Below are 26,351 nucleotides of genomic sequence, written 5' to 3'. Positions count from 1 at the left end.
TCGGAGAAACTTGCGAAGAAAATTCAGCTGCCGGGCCACCCCGGCGGTTGGTTCGCCCCACATGAACGTGGCCGCCACCATCCGGGTCACTGCGCTGCTTCGAGGGCGGCGCGCCAGACCGGGCTGTCCACGTAGTGGTTGTCGAAGTGCTCGGACGATTCCTTGATCTCCTGCGGGCTCGCCTCGCCCCGCATCACGCGGCCGAGCAGCCGGAGGTAGTCGAAGCGCGGCATGCCGGGCGTGAAGACGAACAGGACGTCGGCTTCGGCTCCGGGTGCCGCCGCGAAGGCGTGCGGGGTGTGCGGCGGTACGAGCAGGAGATCGCCCTCGTCAAGGATCTTGACCTCGTCGTCGATGAGCACCTGAAGCGAGCCGCCGATGACGAAGAAGAGCTCCGAGGCCCGGGTGTGGAAGTGGGCCGGGGCGCCCACCGCCCCCTTGGCGAACTGCGAGCGGTAGCTGGTGAGTGAGCTGCCGTCGGTGCCGCAGTCGGCGAGCAGGGTCATGACGCTGCTGGGGTCGCTGGTGGTCTCGGCGTCGGCGGCGCGGGTCAGAACCGGCTTGAGTGCGGTGGCGTTCATGGTTGTTCTCCCTGGTCCTGGGCTGTGGCCGCGGGCTTCTGCCGTGGCTTCGTGACTACGACTCTAGGCAGCCAATAGACCTGTGACAGGGTGCATTTCTGCGCCAAAAGTGTGGGTCAATTCAGAGCCGAGGGTTCAGCGCCCGAGGGCTTGAAGTACCGCTGCACGCGCTCCTCCTGATCGGCGCGCCGTGCTCGTGGACCGGCTGTACAAGCCGGAGGCGTAGCTCCTCAACACCCGCTGAACCGGCCCGGCTCTCGTGCTGCCACGGCCGGCTGAGCGAGGCGTCAGCGGTACGTCAGCGGAACGTCAGCGCAGGGACCGAAGCTGTGAGCAGACCAGATGTCCGCACATGGCATCGACCACGCCGATCTCATCACACGGGGAGCCCCAATGCGTACCTCCATCCGCCGCCCTGCCGTACTCGCCGCGGCCGCCGTCGCCGCCCTCAGCCTGACGCTCACCGCCTGCGGCGGCGACGACGGCGCGAAGAAGGACAAGGGGGCCGCCGCCTCGTCCCCGGAGGCCGCCGGCGCCGGCGCCGAGAAGGACACGGCCGCCGACAGCAAGGCCGCGGCGGGCACGGACGCCGCCGGTTCGGACACCTCCGACTCCTCCGCCCCCGCCGCGCAGGCCGGTTCCAAGAAGAAGGCCGGCGGCAAGGCCCCGGCCTGCACCGTCAGCGATGTGAAGATCTCCGCGGCCAAGCAGGACGGCGTGCCCACCACGCACATCACGCTGACCGCGACGAACGTCTCGGGCCACGCCTGCACGCTGCTCCAGTACCCGCTGATCGCGTTCGGCGACGTCCAGACCGCCAAGGACGTTCCGTCCGTCGCCAAGAGCAAGCCGGGCACCCCCGTCGTGCTGAACGCCGGCGCCCCGGCCTACGCGGCCGTGCGGATCAACAACGGCGGCGTCGACGAGAACAACCGCGCCGTCACCTCCTTCAACGTGAACCTCTTCGCCGCCGACGGCCCCGCCGAGGGCAGCAAGGTCGTCACCGCGCCCAAGGGCGGCATCGCGGTCGACGACGCGGTCGCGAAGACCGGCTACTGGACGCCCGAGCTGCGCAACGGTGCCGACGACTTCTGAGCCGTCGGCGCCCTGAAGCCACAGCAGGTTCGACCGTGGCCCCGGCCGTCGTGGCCAAGCGCCGCGACAGCCGTTCCCTGCCGCTGAGGTGACCCCGGCAGCAACAAGCCGTCGGCTTCCTGCACATCAGTGGGGCCTGCGGCAATGCCGCCGAATCGACCGTATCTATAGAGGCAGGGTCACGATGAACCCGGAATTCTCTTCACGGGTGGCCTACAAGTTCGGCGGGTATTCCAGCGGGGCACAACGCACGGAGGTCTTCCCGGACGGCGATCCGGAGGATGCGTTCGACGACCTGGCGATCGGGCTGGGTCGTCCCGGCGCTCGCCTGGTGGACGTGGGCTGTGCCGACGGCCGCAACGTGCTGCGCGTCGCGCCTGCGTTCACCTCGGTTCTCGGCATCGACCTGTCGATGGCGATGTTGGAATCCGCCGGGCGGCACCGGGAGACCAGAGGGCTGGACCACGTCGAGTTCGAGCTGCGTGACGCCTCCGGCACCGGTCTGCCCGACGGCGACGTCGATGTGGTCACCTCGCGGCGCGGACCGCTGTTCCCGGACGAGTTCCGGAGGATCCTCAAACCCGGCGGATCACTGATCTACCTCGGCATCGGGGAACAGGACGTACGCGAGCTGAAGGAGACGTTCGGCCGCGGCCGGCTCCACGGCCGGTGGAACGGTCGGCCGGTGGCACGGGAGACGGCCGAGCAGCTGACCGACGCGGGCTTCACCGTCGTGGCGGAGAAGGCCTTCTTCTACGAGGAGTTCTTCCACTCGCCGACCGACCTCGACACCTTCCTCCAGCAGGTGCCGATCTTCGAAGACTACGACCCGGTGGCGGACCGGGGTCCGTTCGACCGTTACGTGGCATCGGCTGCCGGCAGCTGTGGTGTCCGGCTCGCCCGGCACTGGTTCCTGCTGCATGCCCGGAAGGCCGCATGACTGTGGCACCCCACCGCCATCTCCTCCAGAACGGACAGGCCCGAAGGCGGCTCAGCGGAGAAGCCCAGGTCACCATCGTGTGACCTGGGCTTTTTGTTGGTGGGAGGCAGGGGGTTACGGGGGGCCGGGGGTGAGGTTGAGGGTGGCTTGGGCGCCGTTGTCGGGGAGGTTGGCGTAGGTCACCTGGGCGCCGAGTACCTGGGCCTGACCGGTGACGATGGTGAGGCCCAGGCCGATGCCGGCGCCTCGTTCGTGGGCGCCTGTGCGGAATCGTTGGGGGCCGTGGGTCAGGAGGTCGGTGGGGAAGCCGGGGCCGTGGTCGCGGACGCTTACCGCCGGACCGTCGACTTCCAGAGTTATCGGTGGGGCGCCGTGGCGTCGGGCGTTGGTGAGCAGGTTGGTCAGGATGCGTTCGACGCGGCGGGGGTCGGTTCGTACCACGGCTTCGCTCTGTACGCGGACCTTGATGTCGTCGCCTGCTTGGGCGGCGGCCCGGTGGGCCAGGCTGCTCAGTAGTACTTCCTCGTGCTGTGCCTGTTCGACGCCCGGCACATCGAGCCGTGCCACCTCCAGGACGTCCTCGACCAGGTTGCGCAGGACGTCCACGCCGCCGCTGACCAGTTCGGCAGGGCGGCCGGGCGGCAGGAGTCCGACCGCGGTGACCAGGCCGGCGACGGGGGTGCGCAGCTCGTGGGCGATATCGGCGGTGACGCGCCGTTCGGCCTCCAGGCGGGCGCTCAGGGCGTCGGCCATGGTGTTGACGGCGGCGCCGAGCCGGGCGATCTCGTCCTTGCCCTTGGGCTGTACCCGGTCCGTGAGGTCGCCGTCCGCGATCCGCTGTGCGGTGCGGGCGGACGCGGCGATGCGCCGTCCGACGCCGGCCGCCGCGACGATGCCCAGCGCACAGCCGAGCGCGGTGACCGTGGCGCCGGAGCCGAGCAGCACCCGGTCGAGGTCGGCGAGGGCGCGGGCCTGCGGTGCGTAAGAGCGCCGTACCGCGAGGATGTCGTGGCCGCTGCGGGTGGCGGCCCACATCATCACCGGGTCCCCGGGGCGGCCGGTGTCCTGCAGGCACGTGGCCCGTACGGGGCGGTCGGTGACGGTCTTGCGCAGCGCGGCCGGCAGGTCCGGCGGATTGACCAGGGCGCCGCTGTCGATTCTGGAGACGTATGCGCTCACCGCATCGACAAGGCGGGCATCGGCCAGATGGGCCGCGGTCCGTCGCTGCTCCTCAGCGGTGCGGTGATGTACGAGGAGCCCGATCAGTGTGGCGACGATGGCGGCGGTCCCGGCGATGACCAGGGCGGTTTTGGTGCGAAGTCCCATCGCGGTCAGGGGGCGAGCTTGTAGCCGAAGCCGCGGACGGTCACCACGCGGCCGCGGCCGATCTTGGCGCGCAGCCGTTGCACATGGACGTCGACGACCCGGGTGTCGCCGCCCCAGGCGTAGTCCCACACCCGCTCCAGCAGGGTGATGCGGGAGAGGACGACGCCGGGTTGGGCGGCGAATTCCAGCACCAACCTGCGTTCGGTGGGGGTCAGTTCCAGGAGTCTGCCCGCGCGGTGGACCTCCATGGAGGCGGTGTTCAGTGTGATGTCGCCGAAGCTCAGGAGGGTCTCTTCCCCTTGCGGGGTGTGCTGTGTGAAGTCCGTGGTGCGGCGCAGGGCCGCGCGGATACGGGCGAGGAGCACGGGGATGTCGTACGGCTTGGTTATGTAGTCGTCGGCACCGGCCTCAAGGCCGAGGACGACATCCACCGGGTCGGTGCGGGCGGAGACCATCAGCAGCGGCAGCCGGCTCACCTCGCGGATGCGGCGCACCAGGCTGACGCCGTCGAGGTGGGGCAGCATGACGTCCAGGACGGCGACATCGGGGGCGCGGTCCCGGAACCGTGCCAGTCCGGTGAGGCCGTCGGAGGCCGTGCGCACCTGGTATCCGTAGCGTTCCAGGGTCAGTTGAGTGGCCTCCCGCAGCAGGGGGTCGTCCTCGACGAGCAGCACGTCGGTCATCGCTTGCGGTTCCTAGGATTCGGGGACGGGCAGCCGCACCCTGCGCAGCTCGGCCGCCTGATCGGGCGGGAGGTGGGAGGACCGTACGACGGCGCGGGTGTAGTACGAGACGTTCTCATGGCGCTGCAGGCGGGTGAGTTCGACGGTGGCCGGATAGCCGTTTGCGGGGCAGTGGGGGATGCACCAGTTTCCGGAAACCCGTCCGGTGGCAACGGCCTTCGCCGTTCCCCAGGAGCGCCAGCTCAGCTGGGAGACCCCGGTGAACTCGGTGACGCCGAAGCTCGTGGGACGGCTCAGCGGGTGGGCCTCGCTGTCGGAGACATAGACCGGGCCAAAGGCCTGGGTGGGGCTGGGGGCGGGGCCCTCGATGTGGGGCTGTTCGGGGCTGCCGCAGCCGGTGGTGCCCACGGCCGTCAGCGCCAGGACGAAGACGGTGGCCACGGCCGTGGGCTTGTTCATGGGGGCCTTTCGCGTCAGCTGGTGGCGAGCGGACGCTTGCCGCGGAGATCCTCGGAATCGTACGTTCCGGGGTTACCGGCCAGCTTCAGGGTGAAGGTGGAGAAGACCTTCTTGCCGTTCACGGTCTTGGGGTCGGAGAGCGTGACGGTCGCCTTCAGCGGCTTGTCGAGGCAGGTTTCCAGGCACCAGGCGCCGGTGACCTTTCCGGTGCCGACAGCCTTCTTCGCGCCCCACTGCTGCCAGTTGAGGCCGTTGATCGAGGTGAACTCGGAGAGCACCAGGCTCTTGGGGCTGCGCTCGGCGCGCCCCTTGTCCGCGTTCTCCTCGCCGTAGTGGTTGATGACGTAAGGGGTGTTGGCGGTCCGGGCGATGTGCGCGGTGGCCACGGTGTGCGCCGGGGCGGGCGTGGCGTTTGCCGCGTGGGCGGTGGCGAACATGCCGAGGACGGCGACTCCGGCCAGGGCGGCCCCTATGGCCGTCTTCTTGCGCCGGGTCGTGCGGGGGGTGCGGTTCATAGCTGTCGCTCCGGTTGTTGTGATCGGTCGGCGCGTCCGAAGCTATGAGTGACGGTTCTCGATGGTCTGTCAGGCGTGTAACAGCCGTCCATCGACCGCTGTTACGTGATCTACATATGCGGCGGCTCGGGTGACGTACATGTGCCCTGGCTTTGTTCGCGAGTCGTGGGGCACAGCCTCGCAGCCGACCGGCCCCGGCCCTGTCACCACAGAAGTTGAGCCAGAACCCGAGTTTTGACGGTACCGGGGACTTGCCAGGGGTCCAGGGGCCGGCCACGAGGACGGGGCGGCCCCTGGGCCCGTCAGGTTCGGCGGCTGTCAGCTGACGGAGTCCATGAAGCTCAGCATCCGGCGGTTGATCTCCTCCGCGTGGTCGATCTGCGGTCCGTGGCCCGTGCCGGAGATGATGTCGGCCTGTGCGCCGGGAATCAGGCCCGGTACGCGCTCGACCTGGCGCTGCGGATGCACGAGGAGGCTTCGCTTGCCGAGCACCAGATAGAGCGGGGTGCGGATGCCGGACAGTTCGGCCTCGGAGAGGGGCAGCGGCGCCGGGCGGCGTATGCGGTAGGCGCGGACGCCGAGCCTGATCATGGTGCGGAGTTCCGGCACGATGACGACCGGCTGCTCCAGCCAGGCCGCCAGCCGTGGCCGCAGCGCCTTGGGTGCGAAGGTCGCGAAGAGGCTGGCGAAGATCCAGACGAAGAAGCGCAGTCCCACCTTCTCCAGCCCGCCGGGGTCGAGCAGCGTGACGGAGGCCAGGCGGCCGGGCCTGCGGTGCGCTTGGTTGAGGGTGAGCCATCCGCCGTAGGAGGACCCGACAAGGTGCACGCGGTCAAGCCCGAGCCCGGCAAGCGTCTCGTCCAGCCACTGTGCGGCTCGGTCGGGTTGATGGATGGGTTCGCGCTGCACGCTGCGTCCCGGATCGCCTGGGGTGTCGATCGCGTAGACGGTGCGGTCGGCGCTGAGGGCGGGGGTGTTCGGATACCACATGGCAGAGCAGGAGCCCGCCCCGTGGACCAGGACGACGGGGGTGCGGGATCGGGCGGCCGGGTCCGCAGGGCCGTACCGGTATACGTGCGTGGTGCCGAAGGACGTCTCCACGTCCATTTCCGCGAGCGCGGGCGCCCCCCATGCATGAACCGCGTCGCAGGCCGCGAAGTAGCGGTCGCGCAAGGCATCGCTCACATAGCGGCCGACATCGGCCTGGGTGCGAGTCGTGGTCTCTGACACGGCCACCTCCGGAATATCGAATCTTCGTGGTACGAACGTACCACGTCGGTGGTACAGCTGTATCATCATGATCTGGGGGCGCCCAGCCAAGGCAACCGACGACGAAGGGGCGGCCGATGCCCAAGCGCGTGGACCACGCGGAACGGCGTACCGAGATCGCCAAGGCGCTCGTCCGGGTCGCCAGCCACCGCGGCCTGCACGCCGTGGGAATGCGCGACGTGGCAGCAGAGGCGGGGGTGTCACTGCGGCTGGTGCAGTACTACTTCGAGACCAAGGAAAAACTGCTGCTCTACGGGTTGCAGCATCTGGTGGAGAGATTCGCGGAACGAGTCGCAGCCCGGTCCCGGGCCGCCGGTGACGACCGGGGACCGCGCGCGATGATCGAGGCGCTCCTGATGGCGTCGTTGCCGACCGACGAGGAGAGCCGTGCCTTCCACCTCGTCTACACCTCGTACGCCGTTCTGGCCGTGACCGACCAGGCGCTCGCCGCCCAGCCGTTCATCTGGAACCCCGATGCCGCCGAGGACACTCTTACCGAACTCCTCCGGCAGGCACAGGAGGCGGATCTCGTTCAGCCCGGTGTGGACGTGCAATTGGAGGCAGTCAGCCTGCTTGCCATGTCTGCGGGACTCGGCACCAGCGTCCTCGTCGGCCAGCGCAGCCCACAATCCGCCGCCACGGTGCTCAACCACCACCTTGACCGGATCTTCCAGACGAGTGGGAACGGTTCCCTGACGCAGCAGGCGCGGGAATGACGTCGTTTCTCGTGAACCTCTCTGAGCCCGAAGAACAGCAACCGCCTCCCCAACTCATCGACAACCGCTGTCGTTGAAAGTGAAGGAGGCGGTGCGCCCCGACCAGGGACGGGGGGCACCTGGTCGGGGCTGTCTTGGGGTGGGGGAGTGGGGTCAGAGGGTGGTCAGGTTGACGGCGGAGGCGAGGGCCAGGTAGCCGGCGTCGCTGGGGTGGAGGCCGTCTTGAGAGATGTAGCCGGGGCGGGGGCGGTTGGGGTTCGCGGGGTCGGTCAGGACGCGGTCGGCGTCGAGGACGGCGTCGTAGGTGTGGCTGGTGCGGATCCAGTGGTTGAGCTGCCGGCGGATCTTGTCGCCGGCGGGGGTGGTGAAGGGGAAGACGGCGCTCCTGAGGGGGAGGATCGTCACCCCGATGGCCTTGATGCCGCGGGCGTGGGCCGCGCGGACCAGGGCGAGGTGGCCGTCGATGAGCTGTTGGGCGGTCACCGGGGGGCGGTTCCTGGTGCAGGGGTCGTCCTGCTGGGACTGGGCGAGGTCATTGGCGCCGAGGTGGATGAAGACGGTGCGCAGGGCGGCGCGGTCGCGCAGTTCCTTGGCGAAGCGGGCGGTGCCCTTCTCGCCGAAGCAGGGGGAATCGTGCAGCAGGGGGTCGCCCGCCAGGCCGGCGTTGGTCATGCCCTGGGGGCGGCCGGCGGCGATGAGGCGTTCGGCGAGTTTGTCGGAGAAGCGGTTGTCGGTGTCGGGGCTGGTGCCGACGCCGTCCATGAGGGAGTCGCCGAACACCATGAGGGAGTCGGCCGAACGGGGCGGCTCCTGGGTCACATCGACGGCCGTCAGGAAGTACCAGGCGTGCGAGGTACGGCGGTTGAAGTCATCGGCGGTGGGGCTGCGTAGCCGGTCGCCGGGGGCGCGGTAGGACGTGGCCGTGGTGAAGCGGTGCATGGTGGCCGGGCCGGTGGGGGTGGTGAAGCGCAGGGTGACGGTGAGTTTTTCGAGGTTGGCGGTCGGCATGGCCACCGCGTCGCTGACGGTGTCGCGGCCCGCGGGGATGGTGAGGGCGGGCGCATGGCGGAAGGTGAGGGTGCGTACGGTGCCGGGCCGCGCCTTGGCCTCGCCGTCGGACCTGGCGACGGTGGCGCCGGCGATGTGGAGGGGCTTGGTGCCGTAGGCGTTGGAGAGGCGGATACGGAGCTCGGGGCCGCCGACGCTGAGCCGGATCACCTGGCGCAGGGTCTCGTTCTTGAATCCCTGCCGGGACCAGTTGGGGGTGTCCTCCGTGGCGTCGTCCGTCGCCTGCTGCATGGCGGCTCCCCAGGTGGCTGTCCACTGGGGGGAGTGGGGGGCGGCGGGGGCGGCCTTCTCGCTCCTGAGAGACGGGCGGGCGGGGGCGAAGGCCCCGGTCAGCGCCGCGGTCAGGGTCACGGCCAGGGCCACCGTCAGCGTCATGACGATCGTCGCGGGGAGCGAGCGCGGGCTCCCCTTCGTGGTGCGGCCGGGTGCGGGCCGGCCGGCCTCGTGTGCGTCGGCCGTGTGCTGCTCGGCCGTGTGCGGGTCGGTTTCGTGCCGGTCGGTTTCGGGTCGGCCGGCTTTGTGCCGGGGCCACAGTCGCATAGGAGTTCCTCGGGTCTGTTCGGATCGAGTCGGTGCTTCACCCCCGTTGGCTTTGTGTGTGCCGGGGCGCTTACGTCGGGCGTCAGCGCTCGTCGGCGGGTGGGCCGGGTATCCCCGGCCGGGTGGGCAGGGCGTTGGCTTTGCCGAAGTAGGTGGCCACCGATAAGAGGATCTCGTTGGCGCTGCGCAGTTCGTCCAACTCGTTCTCCAGTTCCGCGATCCGGCGCTCGGCCTGGAGCGGACGTGTGTGACGGGTGTGGTCGACGGCGAGGGTGTCGGGGGTTCGGATGGGGTCGGTCATGGCGTGTTCCTCTCTCGGGGGCACCGGCGCCGCGCGGCTCCGAGCCCGTCGGCACCGGGGCTGCCGTGGCGCCGACGGGGTCGGTGGGTCAGTCGCGGCCGAAGCGGCGGAGTACACCGGTCATGAAGACGATGGCCATCAGGGCCGCGGAAACGGCGACGGTCACCGACGGCTGCACGGCGGCCAGTTCGCTGCTGTCGCGCAGTGCGCCCATGAAGTCGAAGATCGGCAGTCCGTTGGCGACGCTGTACCAGAGCGGCAGGTAGACCGCCTGGAAGAGGCGATGGGTACGGCTGAGCGTGCCCAGGGTGAGGGCGAGGGACGGGATGAACAGGGCCCCGCCGACCCAGCCGGCCAGACCGAACCAGTCGGCGGCGGCCACCAGGCGGATCAGGGGACCGATGCCGGCCACTGCGGTGATGGTCAGGCCCGCGGCCCATTCGGCGAAGACCCGGCGGCGCACCGCGGGGTAGGCGCCGAGCATGCCGTCGACGTGGTACTCGTGGCGCTGGGTGCCCAGTCGCGACCAGATCAGCACCGGCCAGATCCAGGCCAGCGGCAGCATGACGCGGATGATGCCGTGGATCTCCGGGGCGGAGAGCGCGGCGATCATGAGGAATGCGGCACCGGTCCACCACCACCAGCGCACGCCCTGCAGCAGGATGCGGACCTCGCCGGCCCAGACGCGCAGGGTCACGGCGCCCGGCTCCGGGCGGGTGCGCAGCAGAGTGGCGACGGTGGGCCGGGACGGGGCAGCTCCCCCGTAGCCCTGCGGAGGCGTCCCCGGGCCGACCTCGTCGATGAAGACCGGCTGGACGACACCATCGGCCGGGGCCTGCTCGGGGGTGCGCCCCTGGCCCCGCCAGGTCCGCGCGGGGTCGAAGCGGCCGAACCACAGCGCGGGGAGCATGGCGATCACGACGGCGATCAGCAGCAGCGTCACCCGGCCGAGGACATAGCCGGCGGTGGGCGTGAAGCCGTCCCAGGTGAAGAGCCCGAGGGGCTTGTCGAGGTAGGTCAGGCCGAGGCTGAACGCGCCGGTGACATCGATGTGCTGGGCGACCATGTCGTCGTACATCGACCGGACGACGCTGTTGACGCCGATGCCGTCGAGGGGCAGACCGGGGCCCTGGCCGGCCGTCGAGACGACCATCCAGATGCAGAACCACAGGATGTTGCCCAGGCCGGTGCGCAGCAGCGGCAGCGATTCGAAGAGGAGCGCGAGGGCGGCGGTCAGCGCGACGAGCGGCAGCGCGATGAGGAGGAAGGGCTGCCAGAGGGCGATCAGGTCGATGTCGTGCGACTCGCCGCGGGCCAGTTGCATGACCAGGGCGGTGAGCGCGAGCACCACGAGCATGGAGGACAGCAGCATGAGGTTGCTGAGGAACTTGCCGACCATGTACGCGGTGGTGCGCAGCGGGGTGGCGGCGAGCAGCTGGCCGACGCGGGTGCTGCGGTCGCGTTCGATGGAGTTGCGGACGATGTAGAAGCCGCCGAGGGTGATCCACAGACCGCTGGCCAGGGCCGTCACCATGCCGACGTAGGCGCTGTTGTAGATCCCGCGGTGATCACCGATCTGCATGATCATCCATTTGGCGTCCGAGTCGGGCACCGCCACGTAACCGAGGGCGACGGCCGCGGCCAGGATCACGACATACGCGGGCCGGCGTACCCGGTCGCGGAAGTCGGCCACCGCAAGACCGGTGAGCATGCGCATCATTGCCTCACACCGCCCGTGCCTGGAGCGGCCGGTCGCCGAAGCCCTGGGCGGCCCGGCCGCCGTCGGCCCCGCGGATGATGGCGAGGTAGGCGTCTTCCAGGTCGGGCGTCAGCTGGACGGCGCCCTCGTACGGCAGCTCGCGCGAGAGCAGCCGGATACGGACGCCCTCGGTCGTGCGGACCAGGCGGCTGACGGTGTACTGCGCCTGCACCGCCGCTACGGACGAGGGGTCGACCAGCACCTCCCAGACCTGGCCGTCCACCGAGCGCAGCAGGTCCTCGGGGGTGCCGCGGCGCTGCAGCCGGCCGCCGGCCATCACCGCGATGTCGGAGGCCACCGACTCGACGTCGGAGACGATGTGGGTGGAGAGCATCACGACCTTTTCGGCCGCCAGATCGCTGAGCAGATTGCGGAACCTGACCCGCTCCTCGGGGTCCAGCCCCGCGGTCGGCTCGTCCACGATGATCACCTGCGGGTCGGCGAGCAGCACCTGGGCGATGCCGACCCGGCGCAGCATGCCGCCGGAGTACTTGCCCAGGGGGCGCTTGACCGCTTCGGTGAGGTTGACGAGCTCCAGGAGCTCATCGATACGGGCCTTGGCGGTCTTGGCCGAGACGCCCTTGGCCGCCGCCAGATACCTGAGGAACTCGCGGGAGGTCAGGTTCGGGTAGACGCCGAAGTCCTGCGGGAGGTAACCGAGGGCCCGGCGCAGCGCGTTGGGCTTGGCGACTGCGTCCTCTCCGTGGAAGAGGACCTTTCCGCTGGTGGGCCGGGTGACCGTGGAGGCGATCCGCATGAGGGACGACTTGCCGGCGCCGTTGGGGCCCAGCAGGCCGAGCATGCCGGGCTCCAGACGCATCGTCAGGTCGTCCACGGCGTGCTTGCCGCCCTTGTAGACCTTGGTGATGTTGACGAGGTCGAGCACGGTCAGCTCTTCCCGGTCAGGTCGGTCTTCTCGCCGTCCTTGGTCACCGCGATGCCCTTGGGGACCTCGACCTTGAACTTGGCGTCGCAGATCGCGATACCGCTGCAGCCGGCGTCGATGTCGAGGGTGTCGCCCTTGAGGGTCCACTTCAGGTGCTCGCTGCCCGCGGCCGAGTCGAACCAGCGGGTGACCTTGATGTCCTTGCGGTCGGCGGCGACCACCTTGGTGGCGACCTCGTGCGTCGTCAGCTTCAGGGACTTGCCCGAGTACGTGAACGACTTCGATTCGGGCTTCGCCTTCGAGGCGTCCACGGAGCAGCCGGAGAGGCCGAGGGTGGCGGCGACGGCCGCCACCGCGACGACGAGTGTGGCGGGCCGCTTCGAGATGGTGCCTGAGAACATCGGTTCCTCCAGAGTCACGGGGTGGTGCACTCCTATGAGGATCCCGGGCCCGGGCGGCCGGCACATCTGCCGATCGGCAGATATCCGCTCAGCGGATGGCGGGCGCCGGCAGCAGGCACCTGACCCGCCACCCGTTCTCGTACGGGCCCGCCTCCAGGGAGCCGCCCAGGGCGCTGACGCGTTCGCTGAGGCCCGCCAGGCCCGTACCGCCGCCCTGCCGGGTGCCTGCGGGCGCCCCCGGGCCGGCGTTGTCGGCGACCGAGACCTCCACGGCCCGGTCGGCGGTCCGTCCGGCGAACACCTGGACCCGGCCGGCCTGCGGCGCATGCCGACGGACGTTGGTCAACGATTCAAGTACCACGCGGTACGCGGTGTCCTCGGCCTCCCGCGAGAGGGTGCCGGCGACCTCGTCCTCCAGGGACAGCGCCACCTCGGAGGCGGCCATGGAGGAGAAGCGGCCGACGAGCTCGGGGAGGTCGGCCAGGCCGTAGAGCCGGGTGGGCGGCGGCTCGCCCCACTTGCGGCCGTCCGCCTCGCGCAGCGTCGTCACCGTCTGGTCCATGGAGTCCAGCGCCCGTAGCCCGGCCTTCTCGATGCGCTGCAGAAGGGCGAGGTGCTCCTCGGGCCCGGCGTCCTTGCTGAGTTGGGCGGCCTGGGCCTCCAGGACGATGCCGGTCACCTCATGGGCGACGAAGTCATGCAGATCACGGGCGACTTCGAGGCGCTGTTCGCGCCGCGCCAGCGCCACGGCGTGCGCCCGGCGGTTGTCCAGCGACCGCAGATAGAGCCCCACACCCGTCGCGCAGGCCGCCGGGATCAGGGCCAGCGAGGCCGCGAAGACCGACTCCTTGAGCCCGGCGTTGGGGGCGTGCAGGGTGAAGCGCAGGGGCAGCAGGATGACGGCTGCGCCGGTCAGCGGGGCGACAATGCCCACCCGGGGGCTGGGCACATGGCGTACCACCCGCTCCAGGAGAACGAGCAGCGCGACCGTCTCGAACGGGTACCAGAGGATCACCAGGCCGGGCTGCCCGAAGTAGCCGATGTCCGCGGCGAGGGAGAGCAGCGCGACGCCGCCCGCCGCCTGGGCCAGGGAGATCCGGCCGGTCGGCCAGGCAAGTATCGATACGGCCAGCGTCAATGCGGCCATGACCGCCAGCAGATAGGCGCTCGGTGGCGCTATGACGGCGGGGACGAGCATCATTGCCGCGGCCACCCCGCACCACCGGCGGCGCTTTTGCCGGGGAGGAACGTCGTAATCCATGAGGGCGAGGCTACGCACATTCCCCGGGTTGCGCGGCGGCAAGCACAGCGCGGAAATTACCGCATCTGCCGGACGGCAGATTTCCGCGGGGCGGCATCGGGGTTTTTGCCGGGTGGTGTTGTGCCCGATGCCGGCCGCGGGCTTTCACCCCGGGGTCTGTCCGGTGGCATATCCGAGCTCCCAGGCCCGCACCGCGACCCCGACCCGATTGCGTACCTGCAGCTTTCGCTGAATGCTCGCGACATGGGTCTTGACCGTGCCCGCGGAGATGAACAACTCGCGGGCGATATCGGAATTGGTCTTGCCCTCGGCGACCTTCCCGGCGATCTCCACCTCCCGCTCGGTCAGCACCGAGTCACGGCGGCGGGGGCGGCGGCCGGTCGTGGGGCCGGTGACATGCTGGAGCAGCCGGACCGTGATCGACGGGCTGATCAGGCTGTCGCCGGCCATCGCCGCCCGGACCGCCTCGATCAGCAGCGTCGGCCCCGAGCGCTTGAGCAGGAACCCCGAGGCGCCGAAGCGCAGCGCGGGGTAGACGTACTCGTCGAGGTCGAAGGTCGTCACCACGACGACCCGGACCGGGTCGGCCGCGGCGGGGTCGGCCAGCAGGCGGGTCACCTCCAGGCCGTCCATCCGCGGCATCCGGATGTCGACCAGCGCCACATCCGGTTTGAGCGTGCGCCCCATCTCCACCGCGTCCACGCCGTTTGCCGCCTCGCCGACCACTTCCATGTCGGGCTGGCTCTCCACGATGCGGCGTATTCCGCGGCGGACCATCTCCTGGTCGTCGGCGATCAGCAAGCGAATAGTCACGGGCAGGAATTCTGCCGTACGGCGGGGGTGGGTGGGGGCTTCTTCCCCGGGGCCGGCAGCGATCTTTGAGAAGGTACCGCCGGTCCCGGAGAAAACGCCTGACGCTGCAAGGCCGGTCTAGGGCGTGTCTTTTGGATCAGTCCGGATCAGCCCGCGGCGTCTGGTGCACTGCACTCGCTGCGCTCGCTCCGTCTCGGCTCTTTGATTCATCCTTCGGATGCCGAGCTGCATCGCAAGGCGGAGCGTCGCCCTCGGACTGGGTGTCCGTGGGTGATGCGACAACGCGGCGTGGGGGTACCCCCAGCGTCAGCTGGGGGAGTGCCGTGCCTGGGGGCACCTCCCAGCGGTAGCTGGGGGAGCGTCGCGGGCCCGGGGTGATCCGAAAGACGCGCCCTAAGCCTCTTCCATCGCCCGCACCAGGCTGCGCGGCCGCATGTCGGTCCAGTGCTCGGTGATGAAGTCGAGCGCGGACTGACGGTCGGTTTCCGCGAGCGCCACCGTCCAGCCCTGGGGCACCTCGGCGAAGGCCGGCCAGAGTGAATGCTGGTCTTCCTCGTTGACCAGCACCAGATACCGGCCGTCGGGGTCGTCGAAGGGGTTTGTGCCCACTGTCGTGTCCTCTCCTGTCAGGGGTGCCGTAAGTCGTGGCGGTGGCCGTCCGCGGGGGCGGTCAGACCGCCGCCCGGTTGGTGCCGGGGCCGACGCCGTTGAGCTGCAAGGGCCGCATGCGTTGCGCCGGCACGCGCGATACCGGGGCGGGAGGCGGTGAGATGAAGCGGTCGCTGCTGCGGAGCAGGGCGGTGCCCAGAGGGGTGAGCGCGTGCAGCGCGGTGTTGCGGTTACGGGATGTGGTCACCAGCCCGGATCGTCGCAGCACCGCGGCATGCTTGCTGGCACCGGCCAGCGAGATCCCCAGCCGGTCGGCGAGTTCGCCCGTGGAGCAGCCCTCGGCGAGCGCTTCCAGGGCGGCCGCCCTGGTGTGCCCGACCAGTGCGCCCAGCGCCTGTTCGTCGTGTTCCGAGGTCCCCCAGATGTCCACCCTGGACGAGGCCTTCACGGGGAAGACCAGGGCGGGCATGGCCTCCTTGCCGACCGCCGTCACGAACGAACAGGACTGCTCCGACAGGAAGAACGACGGGCACAGCAGCAGCCCGCGACCGTCCAGACGGATGTCGCGGTTGGGCCCGTGCCGCAGTTCGAGGACCGGCGCCCGCCAGCGGACCTTGGGGTGCACGGAGCCCAGCAGCCGCTCGACGCCGTGCGAGATGGCCACCCTGCCCCAGCCCTCGCGCGCGCCGTCGAGATGACTGCGGATCAGGCTCCAGTGCGGCAGCACGGCCACCCGGCACAGGTCGGCCAGCAGCCGGGCGCCGCGCCGGTCCTCGCCGGACGGAACCTGGTCGGGGTCCGCGCCCGGCGTGAAGGCGTCGGCGAAAGCAGCAGGTAATTCCTCCAGGGTCCGGAACTGCTGGGACAAGGCCGTGAAGCGGGCCGCGTCCTTGCCGAGTTCGGCGCGGACACTGCGACGCCACTCATGAAAGGCGACATCGCCGTTACGGCCGAACAGATAGAGCGCGAAAGCGCTCTCAGCCAGCGGCCCGAGGGTCGCCAGCATGCGCGTATTTGCTATGTCCTCAACTGTGAAGTGGATCCTCAGCACTTGGTCCCCCGTGGTCATGGCTGATGTCGTTCGATACCGAGTAGTCGCTGAGCAGCCGGCCGCCGTGCAAGGTCTCCCCGTACGAGAACACGTGGCCGCTACCTACTTCCAACGGTGCGAGCGCCCCGAAATCATCCCCTAGTCCGTCAAAGAATGCGAGATCAGCCGATCCGGTCCAGATCGGGGAGAATTCCACATCGCTCACCTCGGAAGCGACCAGCCGTGGTCGCGGCCCGCCGCCGGTGGGCACCCACTCCGGGAACACCAGGGTGTGTGCCAGCGGGACATCGTGCAGCGCCGGCGGCTGGTCCGCCGACCTGTCCACGGTGACCGAGGCCTCCACGATGCGTCGTCCGTGCACGGACAGCGCGCCGTCGAAACGACCGCCGGGCGCCAGCCGGGAGCCCGCCTTGCCGACCGTGACGGGCCGGCTCTGGTGGATCACGCCGAACTGCTTGGGCATCCCCTGCACCCAGCCGCGCATCATGGGCACGGCCTGGTCCACCCAGGCGTACGGGCAGCGCGCCATGGGGCGGCCCTCGAACTCGCAGCTGAGCAGGATCAGGAACTCCCCGAACTGGCAGCGACCGGGGTCGGTCAGCTCCGCTCCGTCCTGCGAACACCACTGCCAGGTCGCGAACACGGCCGCCGCGGCGCCCGGGTCGGCCCCCGGCTCCAGGCCCGGCGGCAGGAACCGCCGGGCCGCGTCCGGGTCGACGCGGTAGTCGACCATGACGACCTCGCCGGAGAAGTGCCACGGCGGTGGTGTGAGCATCGCCGACTCCCCCGTCGGCGAGAGCGGCAGGCTGTACCCGACGGGACCGGCGCTGCCTGGACCGGCCACCGTGTGCCGGCCGTTGGTCCCGGTGCTGGTCGTCACGATCTCACTCCGATCTCCAGGTCCGGCGTGCTGCCGGACCATGCGGTGGTCAGCCGCTTGGCGGCCTGCTCCAGTAACGCGGGCGGGTTGAAGCTGAAGGCCAGGCGCAAGCCGGCCCCCTGGGTTGTGCCGAAGCGCGATCCGGCGGCGATCCTGACGCCCGCCCGGGCGGCGCCGTCGAGCAGCTCGCGCTCGTCGGCCCCGTCACCGGCCCGCAGCCACAGGAAGAATCCGCCCTCCGGGGTGCGCATCTCCACCCGGTCGTCAAGCATCGCGCGTAGAGCGCCCACGAGCGCGTCCCTACGGGCCCGCAACTGCGCCCGGAACGCGTCGAGATGACGGTCGTACGCGCCGCTCGCGAGCAGGGTGCTCACGGCGAGCGAGGTGGTGTGGTTGAGCGAACCCCCGCTGACGAACAGGCCGTGCGTGGCCAGCCGGCCGGTCAGTTCCCGGTCGGCGAGCAGCCAGCCCAGCCGGAGTCCCGGGCCGAGGGTCTTGGAGAAGCTGCACAGCCGCACCACGCGCCGGTAGCCGGCCAGGGCGGCCAGCGAGGGCGGGGGAGTGCGGTCAGGGGTCAGGGACAGTTCCGTGTAGGCGTCGTCCTCCACGATCAGCACATCGTGCCGGGCGGCCACTTCGAGCAGCTGACGGCGGCGCGCCAGTGGCATCGTGTGGCCCGTGGGGTTGTGGTGGGTGGGGGTGAGGTAGATGAAAGCGGTTTTCGCGCCCGCTCTCGCGCCCTCGGTCAGGGCGCGGTCCAGCGCCTCGGGCAGCATCCCCGACCCGTCCATGGCCACCTGGCGGAGCCGCAGTGCGCAGTCCCGGAATATCCGCTGTCCCAGGTCGTAACAGAGCTCCTCCGTCAGCACTGTGTCGCCCGGGGCCGCGAGCGAGGTCGCGAGCAGATAGAGGGCCTGGGACGTGCCGGAGGTCAGCAGCACCTGGTCCGGGTCGCAGGGGAGGCCGTCCGCCGCGGCGGCGCGGGCGGCCAGCCGGTCGCGCAGCGGCTGCGCACCCGGGTCGTGACCGTAGCCCAGCGCCGCGGCGCCGTACTCCGCCAGCGCCTGCTCGTACGCGACCCGCAGCAGGCGTACGGGCAGGAGTGCCGGCTCGATGTAGCCGGGGCCCAGGTCGAGGACGCCGGCCGGGGCGACCTCCTGCACGACCCCGGGCCGCCACTGCCGCGTGTGCGACAGCGAGGGCGCGGAGCCGTGCGGGAGTCCTCCTTCTGTGACAGGCGTCATCAACGCTGTTTCAGCACGTGGCGCAGGGCGCGCACCGACTGGGCGAGCGGGTCCGTGGACCGGGCCAGCGCGAGCCGCAGGGTGTGGTCGCCCTCGGACGGGTCGGCCCAGTGGAACGGGCGGCACGGCAGCGCGTAGACGTTGTGCTCCCGCAGCTTCGCCCAGACCTGCGTGCCCGTCAGGTCGTCGATGGCGACCCGCTCGACGCTGGCCCGGCTGTCGGGGTCGGGGACGGTGACGCCCGGCAGACCGGCGAGTTCCGTGCGCACCATGGCACGGTTGGCGGCGATGAAGCGGTGCAGATCCTCCAGACCGCCGGCCGCGGCGTCCTCGGAGAAGCGGCGGACCATCGCGAGGATCAGCGGGGAGACACCGAGCAGGATGTCGGAGTAGATCTTCTCGACCGGCAGCGCGAGGTTCTCGGAGTGGACGAGCATGCCGACCTTGAGGTCGAGGGTCGGCCACAGCTTGCCGGTGTCCTCGATCACCACCCAGCGCACACCACTGGCGTTGAGCACCTCGTAGTGGTCGTAGTGGGCGCGGGTGTCGAAGCCGCGGAAGGACGTGTCCAGCGCGAGGATGACGCCGTGCTCGGCGCACTGCTCGGCCAGCCGGGTCAGCCGTTCCCGGGAGACGACCTTGCCGGTGGGGTTGTTGGGCGTGGTGATGAAGACACAGCCCACCGACTTCAGCAGGCTCGCGTCGAGGTCGTCGCCGTGCAGCGGGTCCTCCGCCAGCGGCACCAGCTTCAGGCCGTTGCCGCGCAGCAGGTCGGCGATGTTGTCGAAGGTCGGGTGGACCAGGGCCACCGACTCGATCGTCTCGGACAGCGAGCGGGAGAGGATCTCCATCGCGACCGAGGAGGAGTAGCAGCTCAGCACCCGGCCGGGGGCCGAGGGGTAGCTGTGCTGGCCGAGTGCGGTGAAGAAGGCGTGGTGCGCCTCGCGTTCGAGCTCTTCGACGGGCCGCTTCTCGCCCTCGGCGAAGAGCAGCGGCAGATCGTCGACGATCTTGCTTTGGCCCGGCGTGAGCGCCTGCCGGGCGTGGCCGTCAGCGATGTTGAACTCGCTGTTCAGAGCCAGGAACTCCAGTTGGGTGAGGTTTCCGGTGTCACCTTCGGAATCCCCCAAAGCGGCTTTTACTTGCTGCGTTCCGGACACAGGTACCTCGCAGAGACGTAAGGGTTCCCCAGATGCGGGAGGGCATGGGCACACAGCGGCCGACCGCCATGACGGCGGTCCCCGTCGGTGCCGTGTGTTGAGCGGCGCGATGTGGCGCAGACGCCGGGGGTTCGGCCGGTGCCTGCGCGGACTGATCGGCGGCAGCCGGTCAGTAGATGACGCGGGTGGTGGCGGCGAGCCTGGCCTCGCGCGACTTGCGCAGGTCCCGGGCGATGTTGAGCCGCCGCAGCCAGCGGTCCGTACCGTCGAAGCGGGCACGGAACGGCTTACGGCCGTGGACGACGCGGTAGTTGTCGATGAAAACGATGTCACCGGGGCTGAGCACGACACCGGACATGGCGTCGTCGATCGCGGCGCCGATGGTCTCCAGCGCCTGCTGCTCGGTCTCGCCCTGGACGCCCTGCATGTAGTGCGGGTCGATCCGCAGATACGGGTCGTCGCGGTCCCCGAAGAGCACGGCCACCGGGTCGGGCGACTCCAGGGCCGAGGCCACCCGCTGCCGGCTGCGCTCACGCAGCGCACCCTCGCGCGGGCTCTCGTCCCGCGGGGCCTCGCCGTGGATGCGGTGCGCGTCGTCCGGCAGGATCCGGAAGCGCTCCTGCGAGAGGATCTCCCGGGTCTCGTCGTCGATCTCGACATCGGCGATATCGCAGGCGGTGGTCTCGACGCCGTCCGGATTGCGCAGACACATCAGTCCGAGGTAGTCCGTGCGCAGCGGGTGGAAGGCGTCCTCGGTGTGCCAGGTGAGCGTCTCCTCGCTGCCCCAGCCGATCTGCTCGTGCTCGAAGCCCTGGACGGGGTAGACGTCATGCATGATGAAGCCGTCCTGTTGGGTGGCCCAGCCGATGGGGTCGCCCAGCAGATTGGCTATGAGGTAGAAGGCGATGTCCTGGCGCAGTGACGTGGACGGCACCGGCTTGTGCCGGCGGTCGGCCGGGGTCGCCCCGAGCGCCGAGTCGTCCACGGGCAGGCCGGTGACGACCAGAATGCCGGACTTCTCGGTGCTGCGGTATTCGTGCAGCGCTCGTCGCACGCGCCGTGGCAACTCGTCCGCGTAGAGGCGGCTCTCGGCCTGGAACTCCGTGGACTCCACGGAGTCGTATCGCCGGCTGAGTTCGTCAGCCACAGCGTGGATCGCGGCGACGTCGTCATCCTGCAGGTGGAGCGTCAGCACGTACACGTCCCTCCAGATAGGGCACCTGATTGATCGAATCTGGTGCCGAACGCCTGATCAGTGGAGATCTTGCCGTCTTTCGACAGCCTGTTCCATAACCTTTACTTCCTAGCTAAATTGCCCCGTCCTTCACATAGAACCCACTGGTCACTTCAGCCGCAGGAGCCGGCTTGCGGCGGGACCAGCGGCGCATCGCCTGCTTCTCCACTCCGTTGTGCAGCAGCCAGGCCAGCAGCAGGGACACCGCGAAGGCGGCGGCGATCAGCGCGACGCCCTCGGGCACGCCCCAGGTGTGGCCCACCAGCTCGCCCTCCTCCTCGGTGTGGCCGAGCAGCAGATGGCCGTACTTCAGGACGAGGTTGTGCAGCAGGTAGAAGGCGAAGGAGAGTTCGCCGAACCAGACCATGACCTTGCTGCCGAACGGGGTGCCCCGACCCTCGGAGTCCGCCACCGCGGCCGCCGCCGTCAGCAGCGCGACCGGCAGCACCGTCACCGCGCTCAGCCGGTAGAGGTACGGGACCTGCTGGGCGAGGTAGTACGCGATCACCACGAGGACGGCGGCGGGCAGCACCCGCAGGCGTATCCACTTGCCGGTCAGCACGATCCGCGCCATCAGCATGCCGAGCACACACTCCAGCAGCCGGAAGAGCGGGAAGAAGTAGGTGAACCAGTACTGGCTGACGGACACCCCGCCGAGCGGCATCTGAGGAGTGCTCGGGAGCGCGGCGAGCGCGATGGTAGGTATCACGGCCACGCCGATGACGGAGCCGCCGACCCAGTACCAGAGCCGATTCGGCTTGATCTTGTTCACCAGTGTGAGCAGCACCGGGAAGAGCGCGTAGAACACCACATCCACCGCGAGCGACCAGCTCACGCTGTTGCCGGTGTCGGTGAACGCCGGGTCGGGCACCCAGGACTGGACGAGGAAGAGCTGGGTGACCGAGGGCAGTACACCGACGCTCAGCCCCACCGAGGCGATCAGCCCGAGGGCGAGCGCATAGGTCACGACGTGGTTGGGGAAGACCCGGAAGAAGCGGCGGCGCCAGAACTTGCGCGCGGTGTCGGTGGGCCGGTACGACCACGTGATCACAAAGCCGCTGAGCACGAAGAAGAACGAGACGGCCATGTAGCCGGTGCTCCCCATCGCGTCGAGGAAGCCCCAGCTCACCTTCGCGTCGCTGAAGACGCCCTCGAACGCCGCATGGGTGAGGAAGACCGGCAGCATCGCCACGAACCGCAAACCGGTCAGGGATCTCAGGTTCGGGTTGGATTGTCTTGTCTGCATGCGGACCTCTCGCCAGATGCGCGACAGGCGGTGCGGCTCGGTGCGCTGCAACAGCGGCCGCACCACTGTCTGCTGATGGATGATCCGGGCGTGGTCGCCGGCACCGGACATCCACAGCGCGCGCGGACTTCTGGCAGCGGTCAGCCTTACTCCCCCGTTGCGCCGGAGTTTGGCCGAGATCTTTCGCGCACTCCACACGTTTCACTTCGCAGCTAAGTTGCCGGCACCTTTGCCGGCGGCTGCTGGGTGATGCGGCGCCTGGACCGGGACCAACGGCGCATCACCGGCTTCTCCACCCCGTTGTGCAGCAGCCACGCGAGCCCCAGGGACACCACGAACGACAGGACGATCATCGCGATGCCGCCGGGGGTGTCCCAGGTGCGGGGCAGCACCTCGCCCTGGGCGTTCTTCGGGCTGATCAGGATGTGCCCGTACGCCAGGAGCGCCTGGTGCACGAGGTAGAAGGCGAAGGAGAGTTCACCGAGCCGGACCATGACCTTGCCGCCGAGCGGGGTGCCCCGGCCCTCGGCGTCCGCCACCGCCACGGAGGCGGTGAGCAGCGCGATCGGCACGATCAGCACCGCGCTGAGCCGGTAGAGGAAGGGGAGTTGCTGTGCGACGACATACGCCACGACCACCAGGGCCGCGGCAGGCAGTACCCGCAGGCCTATCCACTTGCCGGACAGCACGATCCGCGCCATCAGCATGCCCAGCACGCACTCCACGGTGCGGGAGAGCGGGAAGAAGTAGGTGAACCAGTACTGGCTGCGGGAGACATCGCCCACCGACATGGCCGGGGTGTCCGGGAGCAGGGCCAGCGCCACTGTGGGGATGGCGATCACCATGAGCACGGCAGCACCGGCCCAGTACCACAGACGGGTTGGCTTGATCTTGTTCACCAGCACGAGCAGCACCGGGAAGAGCCCGTAGAACACCACATCGACCCCGAGGGACCAGGTCACCGTGTTGCCGGTGTCGATGAACAGCGGGTCGGGCACCCATGCGTGCACCAGGAACATCTGGGAGATCAGGGCGGGGGCGTCGAAGGCGGTGCCCGCCGCGAGCATCAGGGCCAGCGCGAACACATAGGCCACGAGATGGTTGGGGAAGACCCGGAAGGCGCGTCGGCGCCAGAACGTGCGGGTGGTGTCGCGGGAGCGGTAGGACCAGGTGATCACAAAGCCGCTCAGCACGAAGAAGAACGAGACCGCGGCATAGCCGGTGTTCCCCATCGCGTCGAGGAAGCCCCAGCTCACGTTCGCGTCGCTGAAGACGCCCTCGAACGCGGCATGGGTGAGGAAGACGGGTAAGAGGCCCAGGAACCGTAATCCGGTCAGGGACCTCAGATTCGGCTGTGACTGTGACTGTGACTGCGGCTGCGGCTTTGGCCGTGGCCGGGACTGCGGCTGGCTCGGTGTCTGGGGGGTCTGCATACGGGACCTTTCGCCGACCGCGCGGCACACCGCCGGACAGGCACCAGCCCCCGCACCGAGGACGCGCGGAAATCTCCAGTTGGTGATCCACGAGCATCGTCGGATTTGTCCGGGCGTTCCATGTCCTTGACTGTGGAGTTAAGTTGGCCGGTCCCGGGCGGTGCCGCAGCGGTCAGGGATTCCGGTCCGCGATGTCGGGAAACCGCCGCAGCGTGGGGCTCGCGGTGGCCGCGACAGCGACCAGGACCAGGCAGCCGGCGCAGATGAGTACGGGGGTCACGCCCCCGCCGGCCGCCCCCGTCAGCGCACCGCCGAGCGCGGGCCCCAGGACACCGGCGCCTCCCGAGCAGAACCCGGCGACGCCGCTCATCCGGCCCCGCAGCTCGTCCGGGGTGACGGTCAACTGGTAGGTCAGCACGGTGGTGTTGGCGAGTGGGGCGAAGAGCGCCATCAGGCCGAGCAGCGCTCCCTGGGGCAGACCGGTGGGCACCGCCGCCATCAGGACGGCGCCCAGGGCGGCGGTCCAGGTGAAGCCGAGGATGATCACCGGTGGCCGGGCGGCGGCGTGCATCCGGGCCGCGAAGAGCCCGCCGAGCAGTCCGCCGGCGCCGAAGCAGGCCATCGTCAGGCCCAGCTCACCGGCGCCGACCTTGTCCTCGCCCGAGAGCGCGAGCAGCACGATCAGCAGCGCGCTGAAGGCCAGGTTCGTGATCAGCATCCAGGCCATCGTGGTGCGGATCACCGGCTGCCCCAGCACCCAGCGGAAGCCGGCAGCGAAGTCCTGGCCGGTGCCCCCGGTCCGCGGCGCAGCGTCGTCGCTCCCGTCGTCCCGTGCGTCGTCGTCCCGTCCGTCGTCGTCCCGTCCGTCGTGGTCCGCTCCGGCACCATCGGACCCGTCGCCGGACCGGACCGCGGCGGACCGCCCCCTGGGCAGCCGGAGAAAGCACAGCGCCACGGACGACAGCGCGAACATCAGCGCATTGGTCACGAACGGCCCGAGCGGCAGGGCGCTGAAGAGGAACCCGGCGACGCCCGGCCCCACGAGGGTGGCTATGTAGGGGCGCGCCGCGTTTCTGGCCACCGCTGTGGAGAGCTGGTCGGGCGGCACCACCTGGGGCAGCGCGGCATGTTCCGCGGGGTCGAAGACCGAGCCGAGGAAGCCCTCCAGCACCACGACCAGCAGCACATGCCAGAACGCGTACCGGTCCAGCAGCAGCGCGCCGGCCAGGCTCACCATGCCCAGCACCCGCAACACCTGGCAGCCCAGCATCAGCCGGCGGCGGTCCCAGCGGTCCGCGATCACCCCGGCCGGCACCACCGAGATCATGTGCGCGGCCGCCATCGCGGAGGAGGCCAGACCCAGCTGGAGCGGTGAGCCGTGCCGGGCGAGGATCAGCAGCGGCACGGCCACCGCGGCCATCTCCATGGCGAGTTCGGACATCAGCTGGCTGGACCACAGGACGTTGTAGTCGCGGTTGCGGGACAGCGGGACGGCCGCGCTGCCGCGTACCGTCTCCGCGTCCGTGGGGGCCGTGGTCATCCCGGGGCCGTCCCTGTCTCAGCGTCGGGGGGCGAGGCGCCCGGTGATCTGGAGGTAGCCGATCCGCCCGGTGGCGGGATCGGTGACGAAGCGGCCCGGGGACCGGGCACCGCTGCCCAGCTCCCGCATGGTGAAGCGCAGATCGGGGGAGCACAGCAGCTCCGAGTGCGGCGCCCCGCCGAAGCTCAGCAGCAGCCCGCCGTCGGCGCCGGGCTGCACCACGAACTCGGTGTCGCCGTTGGTGTAGCGGCCCGGACAGTCGTCCGGGACCGGCGGCGGGGTGGCGGGCGGCTCGGGCGCCGGGCGGTCGCCGACCGGCAGGCCCATGGCCCGCAGCCGGGGCACCAGGGCGTCCCACAGCTGGGCGCCGGTGTTGGCGTTGGCGGTCAGCGCGACCGCGGAGCCGTTGGCCGGGTCGAAGCGCAGATGGCAGGAGGTGCCGTCGCCGGTGCCGTTGTGGCCGTAGACGTCCGCCGCACCGTCGTCGAACCTCGCCCAGCCCAGGCCCCAGCCGTCGGCCATGCCGTACGGGCCGATGGCGATCGAGGACAGCTGGTCGAAGCACATGTCGTCGGCGGTCGCCCGGTCCAGCGGCTGAGGGTCCGGGCAGCCTGCGAAGTACAGCCGGGCGAAGCCGACCAGGTCCTCGGCGCTCAGCGCCAGCGCCCCGTTGGGCATCTCGACCTCGGGCAGATCCTGGTCCGGTATCGGCACCACCCGGTCGCGGACCGCCTGGACGGCGTGCCCGGTGGCCACCGGGCGGCTGGCGCGGGCTCCGACGACGAACGCGGGCCGGGTGCCCAGGGGTTCGAGCAGGATCGCGCTGATCGCCTCCTGCCAGCTCATGCCGGTGACCGCCTCGATGAGCCGGCCCACGACGACATAGCCGATGTTGGAGTACGAGAAGACCGTCCCGGGCGGATGCGTGAGATCCGCCGTACGGCAGTGCCGGGCCACCCAGCGGGCACGGTCGCCGCCGCCGGCCTCGCCGCTGCCCTCCGGCACGTCGGAGGGCAGGCCCGAGGTGTGGCTGAGCAACTGCCGGAGGGTGACGAGTTCGCCCGCCCCGAACTCCGGCAGCTGTCCGCTCAGCGGCTCGTCCAGGTCCACGTCCCCGTCGGCCACCAGGATCATCGCGAGGGCGGCGGTGAACGGCTTGGTCAGCGAGCCGACGGGGAAGGCGGTGTGCCGCTCCACGGGGGCTCCGGAGCCGGTGTCACACACTCCGGTGTGCACCAGGAACCGTTCCCCCTCGTGGATGACGGCGAGCTGGGCGCCGGGCACCCGATGGCGGGCGGCCAGCTCGGTCAGGGTGCTGTGCAGGCTGTCGTGGTCCATGGC

At 70.1% G+C, this 26,351-nt stretch carries 26 protein-coding genes; 3 read left to right on the top strand and 23 right to left on the bottom strand.

The features are described 5' to 3' along the window. Positions 1-86: 86 nt before the first annotated feature. Positions 87-581: a cupin domain-containing protein gene (locus DY245_RS26150; protein ID WP_128509671.1), complete on the bottom strand. Its 495-nt coding sequence runs from the start codon at positions 579-581 to the stop codon at positions 87-89. 393 nt (positions 582-974) lie between these two features. On the opposite strand from DY245_RS26150, the gene DY245_RS26145 reads away from it, so the two are divergent. Next, positions 975-1,676, top strand: coding sequence for a DUF4232 domain-containing protein (locus DY245_RS26145; protein ID WP_128509670.1), 702 nt, complete (start codon positions 975-977; stop codon positions 1,674-1,676). An 88-nt stretch (positions 1,677-1,764) separates the two neighbouring features. Further along, on the top strand, positions 1,765-2,616 hold the full coding sequence (locus tag DY245_RS26140) for a class I SAM-dependent methyltransferase (protein ID WP_128509669.1): 852 nt from the start codon (positions 1,765-1,767) through the stop codon (positions 2,614-2,616). A 114-nt stretch (positions 2,617-2,730) separates the two neighbouring features. Here the strand turns inward: DY245_RS26140 and DY245_RS26135 are convergent, their stop codons facing one another. The 5 genes from DY245_RS26135 to DY245_RS26115 all read right to left on the bottom strand — a co-directional run bounded on the left by DY245_RS26135 (position 2,731) and on the right by DY245_RS26115 (position 6,829). Beyond that, complete coding sequence (locus DY245_RS26135) at positions 2,731-3,942, bottom strand: sensor histidine kinase (protein WP_128509668.1); 1,212 nt, start codon at positions 3,940-3,942, stop codon at positions 2,731-2,733. A gap of 5 nt (positions 3,943-3,947) precedes the next feature. Next, entirely contained in the window at positions 3,948-4,625 is a 678-nt protein-coding gene (gene cseB, locus DY245_RS26130) for a two-component system response regulator CseB (RefSeq protein WP_128509667.1), read from the bottom strand. Between the two features lie 12 nt (positions 4,626-4,637). Further along, positions 4,638-5,084 (bottom strand): hypothetical protein, encoded by a 447-nt coding sequence (locus DY245_RS26125; protein ID WP_128509666.1) that lies wholly within the window; start codon positions 5,082-5,084, stop codon positions 4,638-4,640. 14 nt (positions 5,085-5,098) lie between these two features. Further along, positions 5,099-5,599 (bottom strand): hypothetical protein, encoded by a 501-nt coding sequence (locus DY245_RS26120; RefSeq protein ID WP_128509665.1) that lies wholly within the window; start codon positions 5,597-5,599, stop codon positions 5,099-5,101. Between the two features lie 318 nt (positions 5,600-5,917). Then, positions 5,918-6,829 carry an alpha/beta fold hydrolase gene (locus tag DY245_RS26115; RefSeq protein WP_128509664.1) on the bottom strand — a complete coding sequence of 304 codons (912 nt, stop codon included), beginning with the start codon at positions 6,827-6,829 and terminating at the stop codon, positions 5,918-5,920. Between the two features lie 116 nt (positions 6,830-6,945). Between DY245_RS26115 and DY245_RS26110 the strand changes: the two genes are divergently transcribed. Then, the gene (locus DY245_RS26110; protein WP_128509663.1) at positions 6,946-7,584 is read left to right on the top strand and encodes a TetR/AcrR family transcriptional regulator; all 639 of its coding nucleotides are present in this window, start codon (positions 6,946-6,948) and stop codon (positions 7,582-7,584) included. Positions 7,585-7,737: 153 nt separating this feature from the next. Here DY245_RS26110 and DY245_RS26105 read toward each other — a convergent pair whose 3' ends face one another. The 17 genes from DY245_RS26105 to DY245_RS26025 all read right to left on the bottom strand — a co-directional run bounded on the left by DY245_RS26105 (position 7,738) and on the right by DY245_RS26025 (position 26,348). Then, positions 7,738-9,192, bottom strand: a complete 1,455-nt coding sequence (locus DY245_RS26105) for an SGNH/GDSL hydrolase family protein (protein WP_128509662.1) — start codon at positions 9,190-9,192, stop codon at positions 7,738-7,740. Between the two features lie 82 nt (positions 9,193-9,274). After that, a complete protein-coding gene (locus DY245_RS26100) occupies positions 9,275-9,493 on the bottom strand; it encodes a hypothetical protein (RefSeq protein ID WP_128509661.1) in 219 nt (72 codons plus the stop codon). An 88-nt stretch (positions 9,494-9,581) separates the two neighbouring features. Next, positions 9,582-11,204, bottom strand: coding sequence for an ABC transporter permease (locus DY245_RS26095; protein ID WP_244943270.1), 1,623 nt, complete (start codon positions 11,202-11,204; stop codon positions 9,582-9,584). Between the two features lie 13 nt (positions 11,205-11,217). Next, entirely contained in the window at positions 11,218-12,138 is a 921-nt protein-coding gene (locus DY245_RS26090; protein WP_128509659.1) for an ABC transporter ATP-binding protein, read from the bottom strand. 2 nt (positions 12,139-12,140) lie between these two features. Continuing rightward, a complete protein-coding gene (locus DY245_RS26085) occupies positions 12,141-12,557 on the bottom strand; it encodes a hypothetical protein (protein WP_244943269.1) in 417 nt (138 codons plus the stop codon). A 70-nt stretch (positions 12,558-12,627) separates the two neighbouring features. After that, positions 12,628-13,800 carry a sensor histidine kinase gene (locus DY245_RS26080; protein ID WP_244943268.1) on the bottom strand — a complete coding sequence of 391 codons (1,173 nt, stop codon included), beginning with the start codon at positions 13,798-13,800 and terminating at the stop codon, positions 12,628-12,630. Between the two features lie 144 nt (positions 13,801-13,944). Continuing rightward, positions 13,945-14,613, bottom strand: coding sequence for a response regulator (locus DY245_RS26075; protein WP_128509658.1), 669 nt, complete (start codon positions 14,611-14,613; stop codon positions 13,945-13,947). A gap of 393 nt (positions 14,614-15,006) precedes the next feature. After that, a complete protein-coding gene (locus DY245_RS26070; RefSeq protein WP_128509657.1) occupies positions 15,007-15,222 on the bottom strand; it encodes an MbtH family protein in 216 nt (71 codons plus the stop codon). A 61-nt stretch (positions 15,223-15,283) separates the two neighbouring features. After that, on the bottom strand, positions 15,284-16,228 hold the full coding sequence (locus tag DY245_RS26065) for an ArsR/SmtB family transcription factor (RefSeq protein WP_181923871.1): 945 nt from the start codon (positions 16,226-16,228) through the stop codon (positions 15,284-15,286). Between the two features lie 19 nt (positions 16,229-16,247). Next, positions 16,248-17,153 (bottom strand): enduracididine biosynthesis enzyme MppR, encoded by a 906-nt coding sequence (gene mppR, locus DY245_RS26060; RefSeq protein WP_128509655.1) that lies wholly within the window; start codon positions 17,151-17,153, stop codon positions 16,248-16,250. Continuing rightward, positions 17,150-18,397: an enduracididine biosynthesis enzyme MppQ gene (gene mppQ, locus DY245_RS26055; RefSeq protein ID WP_128509654.1), complete on the bottom strand. Its 1,248-nt coding sequence runs from the start codon at positions 18,395-18,397 to the stop codon at positions 17,150-17,152. Before mppQ ends, mppR begins: the two co-directional genes overlap by 4 nt. After that, positions 18,397-19,527, bottom strand: a complete 1,131-nt coding sequence (gene mppP / locus DY245_RS26050; protein ID WP_244943267.1) for an enduracididine biosynthesis enzyme MppP — start codon at positions 19,525-19,527, stop codon at positions 18,397-18,399. The genes mppQ and mppP overlap by 1 nt, the downstream gene beginning before the upstream one ends. A 199-nt stretch (positions 19,528-19,726) precedes the next feature. After that, on the bottom strand, positions 19,727-20,752 hold the full coding sequence (gene gntD, locus DY245_RS26045) for a guanitoxin biosynthesis L-enduracididine beta-hydroxylase GntD (RefSeq protein WP_128509652.1): 1,026 nt from the start codon (positions 20,750-20,752) through the stop codon (positions 19,727-19,729). Between the two features lie 112 nt (positions 20,753-20,864). Continuing rightward, positions 20,865-22,148, bottom strand: a complete 1,284-nt coding sequence (locus DY245_RS26040; RefSeq protein ID WP_244943266.1) for an acyltransferase family protein — start codon at positions 22,146-22,148, stop codon at positions 20,865-20,867. A gap of 101 nt (positions 22,149-22,249) precedes the next feature. Further along, entirely contained in the window at positions 22,250-23,470 is a 1,221-nt protein-coding gene (locus DY245_RS26035) for an acyltransferase family protein (protein WP_128509651.1), read from the bottom strand. A gap of 172 nt (positions 23,471-23,642) precedes the next feature. Then, positions 23,643-25,010 (bottom strand): MFS transporter, encoded by a 1,368-nt coding sequence (locus DY245_RS26030; protein ID WP_128509650.1) that lies wholly within the window; start codon positions 25,008-25,010, stop codon positions 23,643-23,645. Positions 25,011-25,028: 18 nt separating this feature from the next. Continuing rightward, complete coding sequence (locus tag DY245_RS26025) at positions 25,029-26,348, bottom strand: serine hydrolase domain-containing protein (protein ID WP_128509649.1); 1,320 nt, start codon at positions 26,346-26,348, stop codon at positions 25,029-25,031. Between the last annotated feature and the right edge of the window lie 3 nt (positions 26,349-26,351).

This window comes from Streptomyces inhibens (genome assembly GCF_003389455.1).
In the GTDB taxonomy this organism is placed as follows: Bacteria; Actinomycetota; Actinomycetes; order Streptomycetales; family Streptomycetaceae; genus Streptomyces; species Streptomyces inhibens.
Note: the sequence above shows the minus strand (reverse complement) of the source record. Positions and strands in the feature narration are given on the sequence as shown.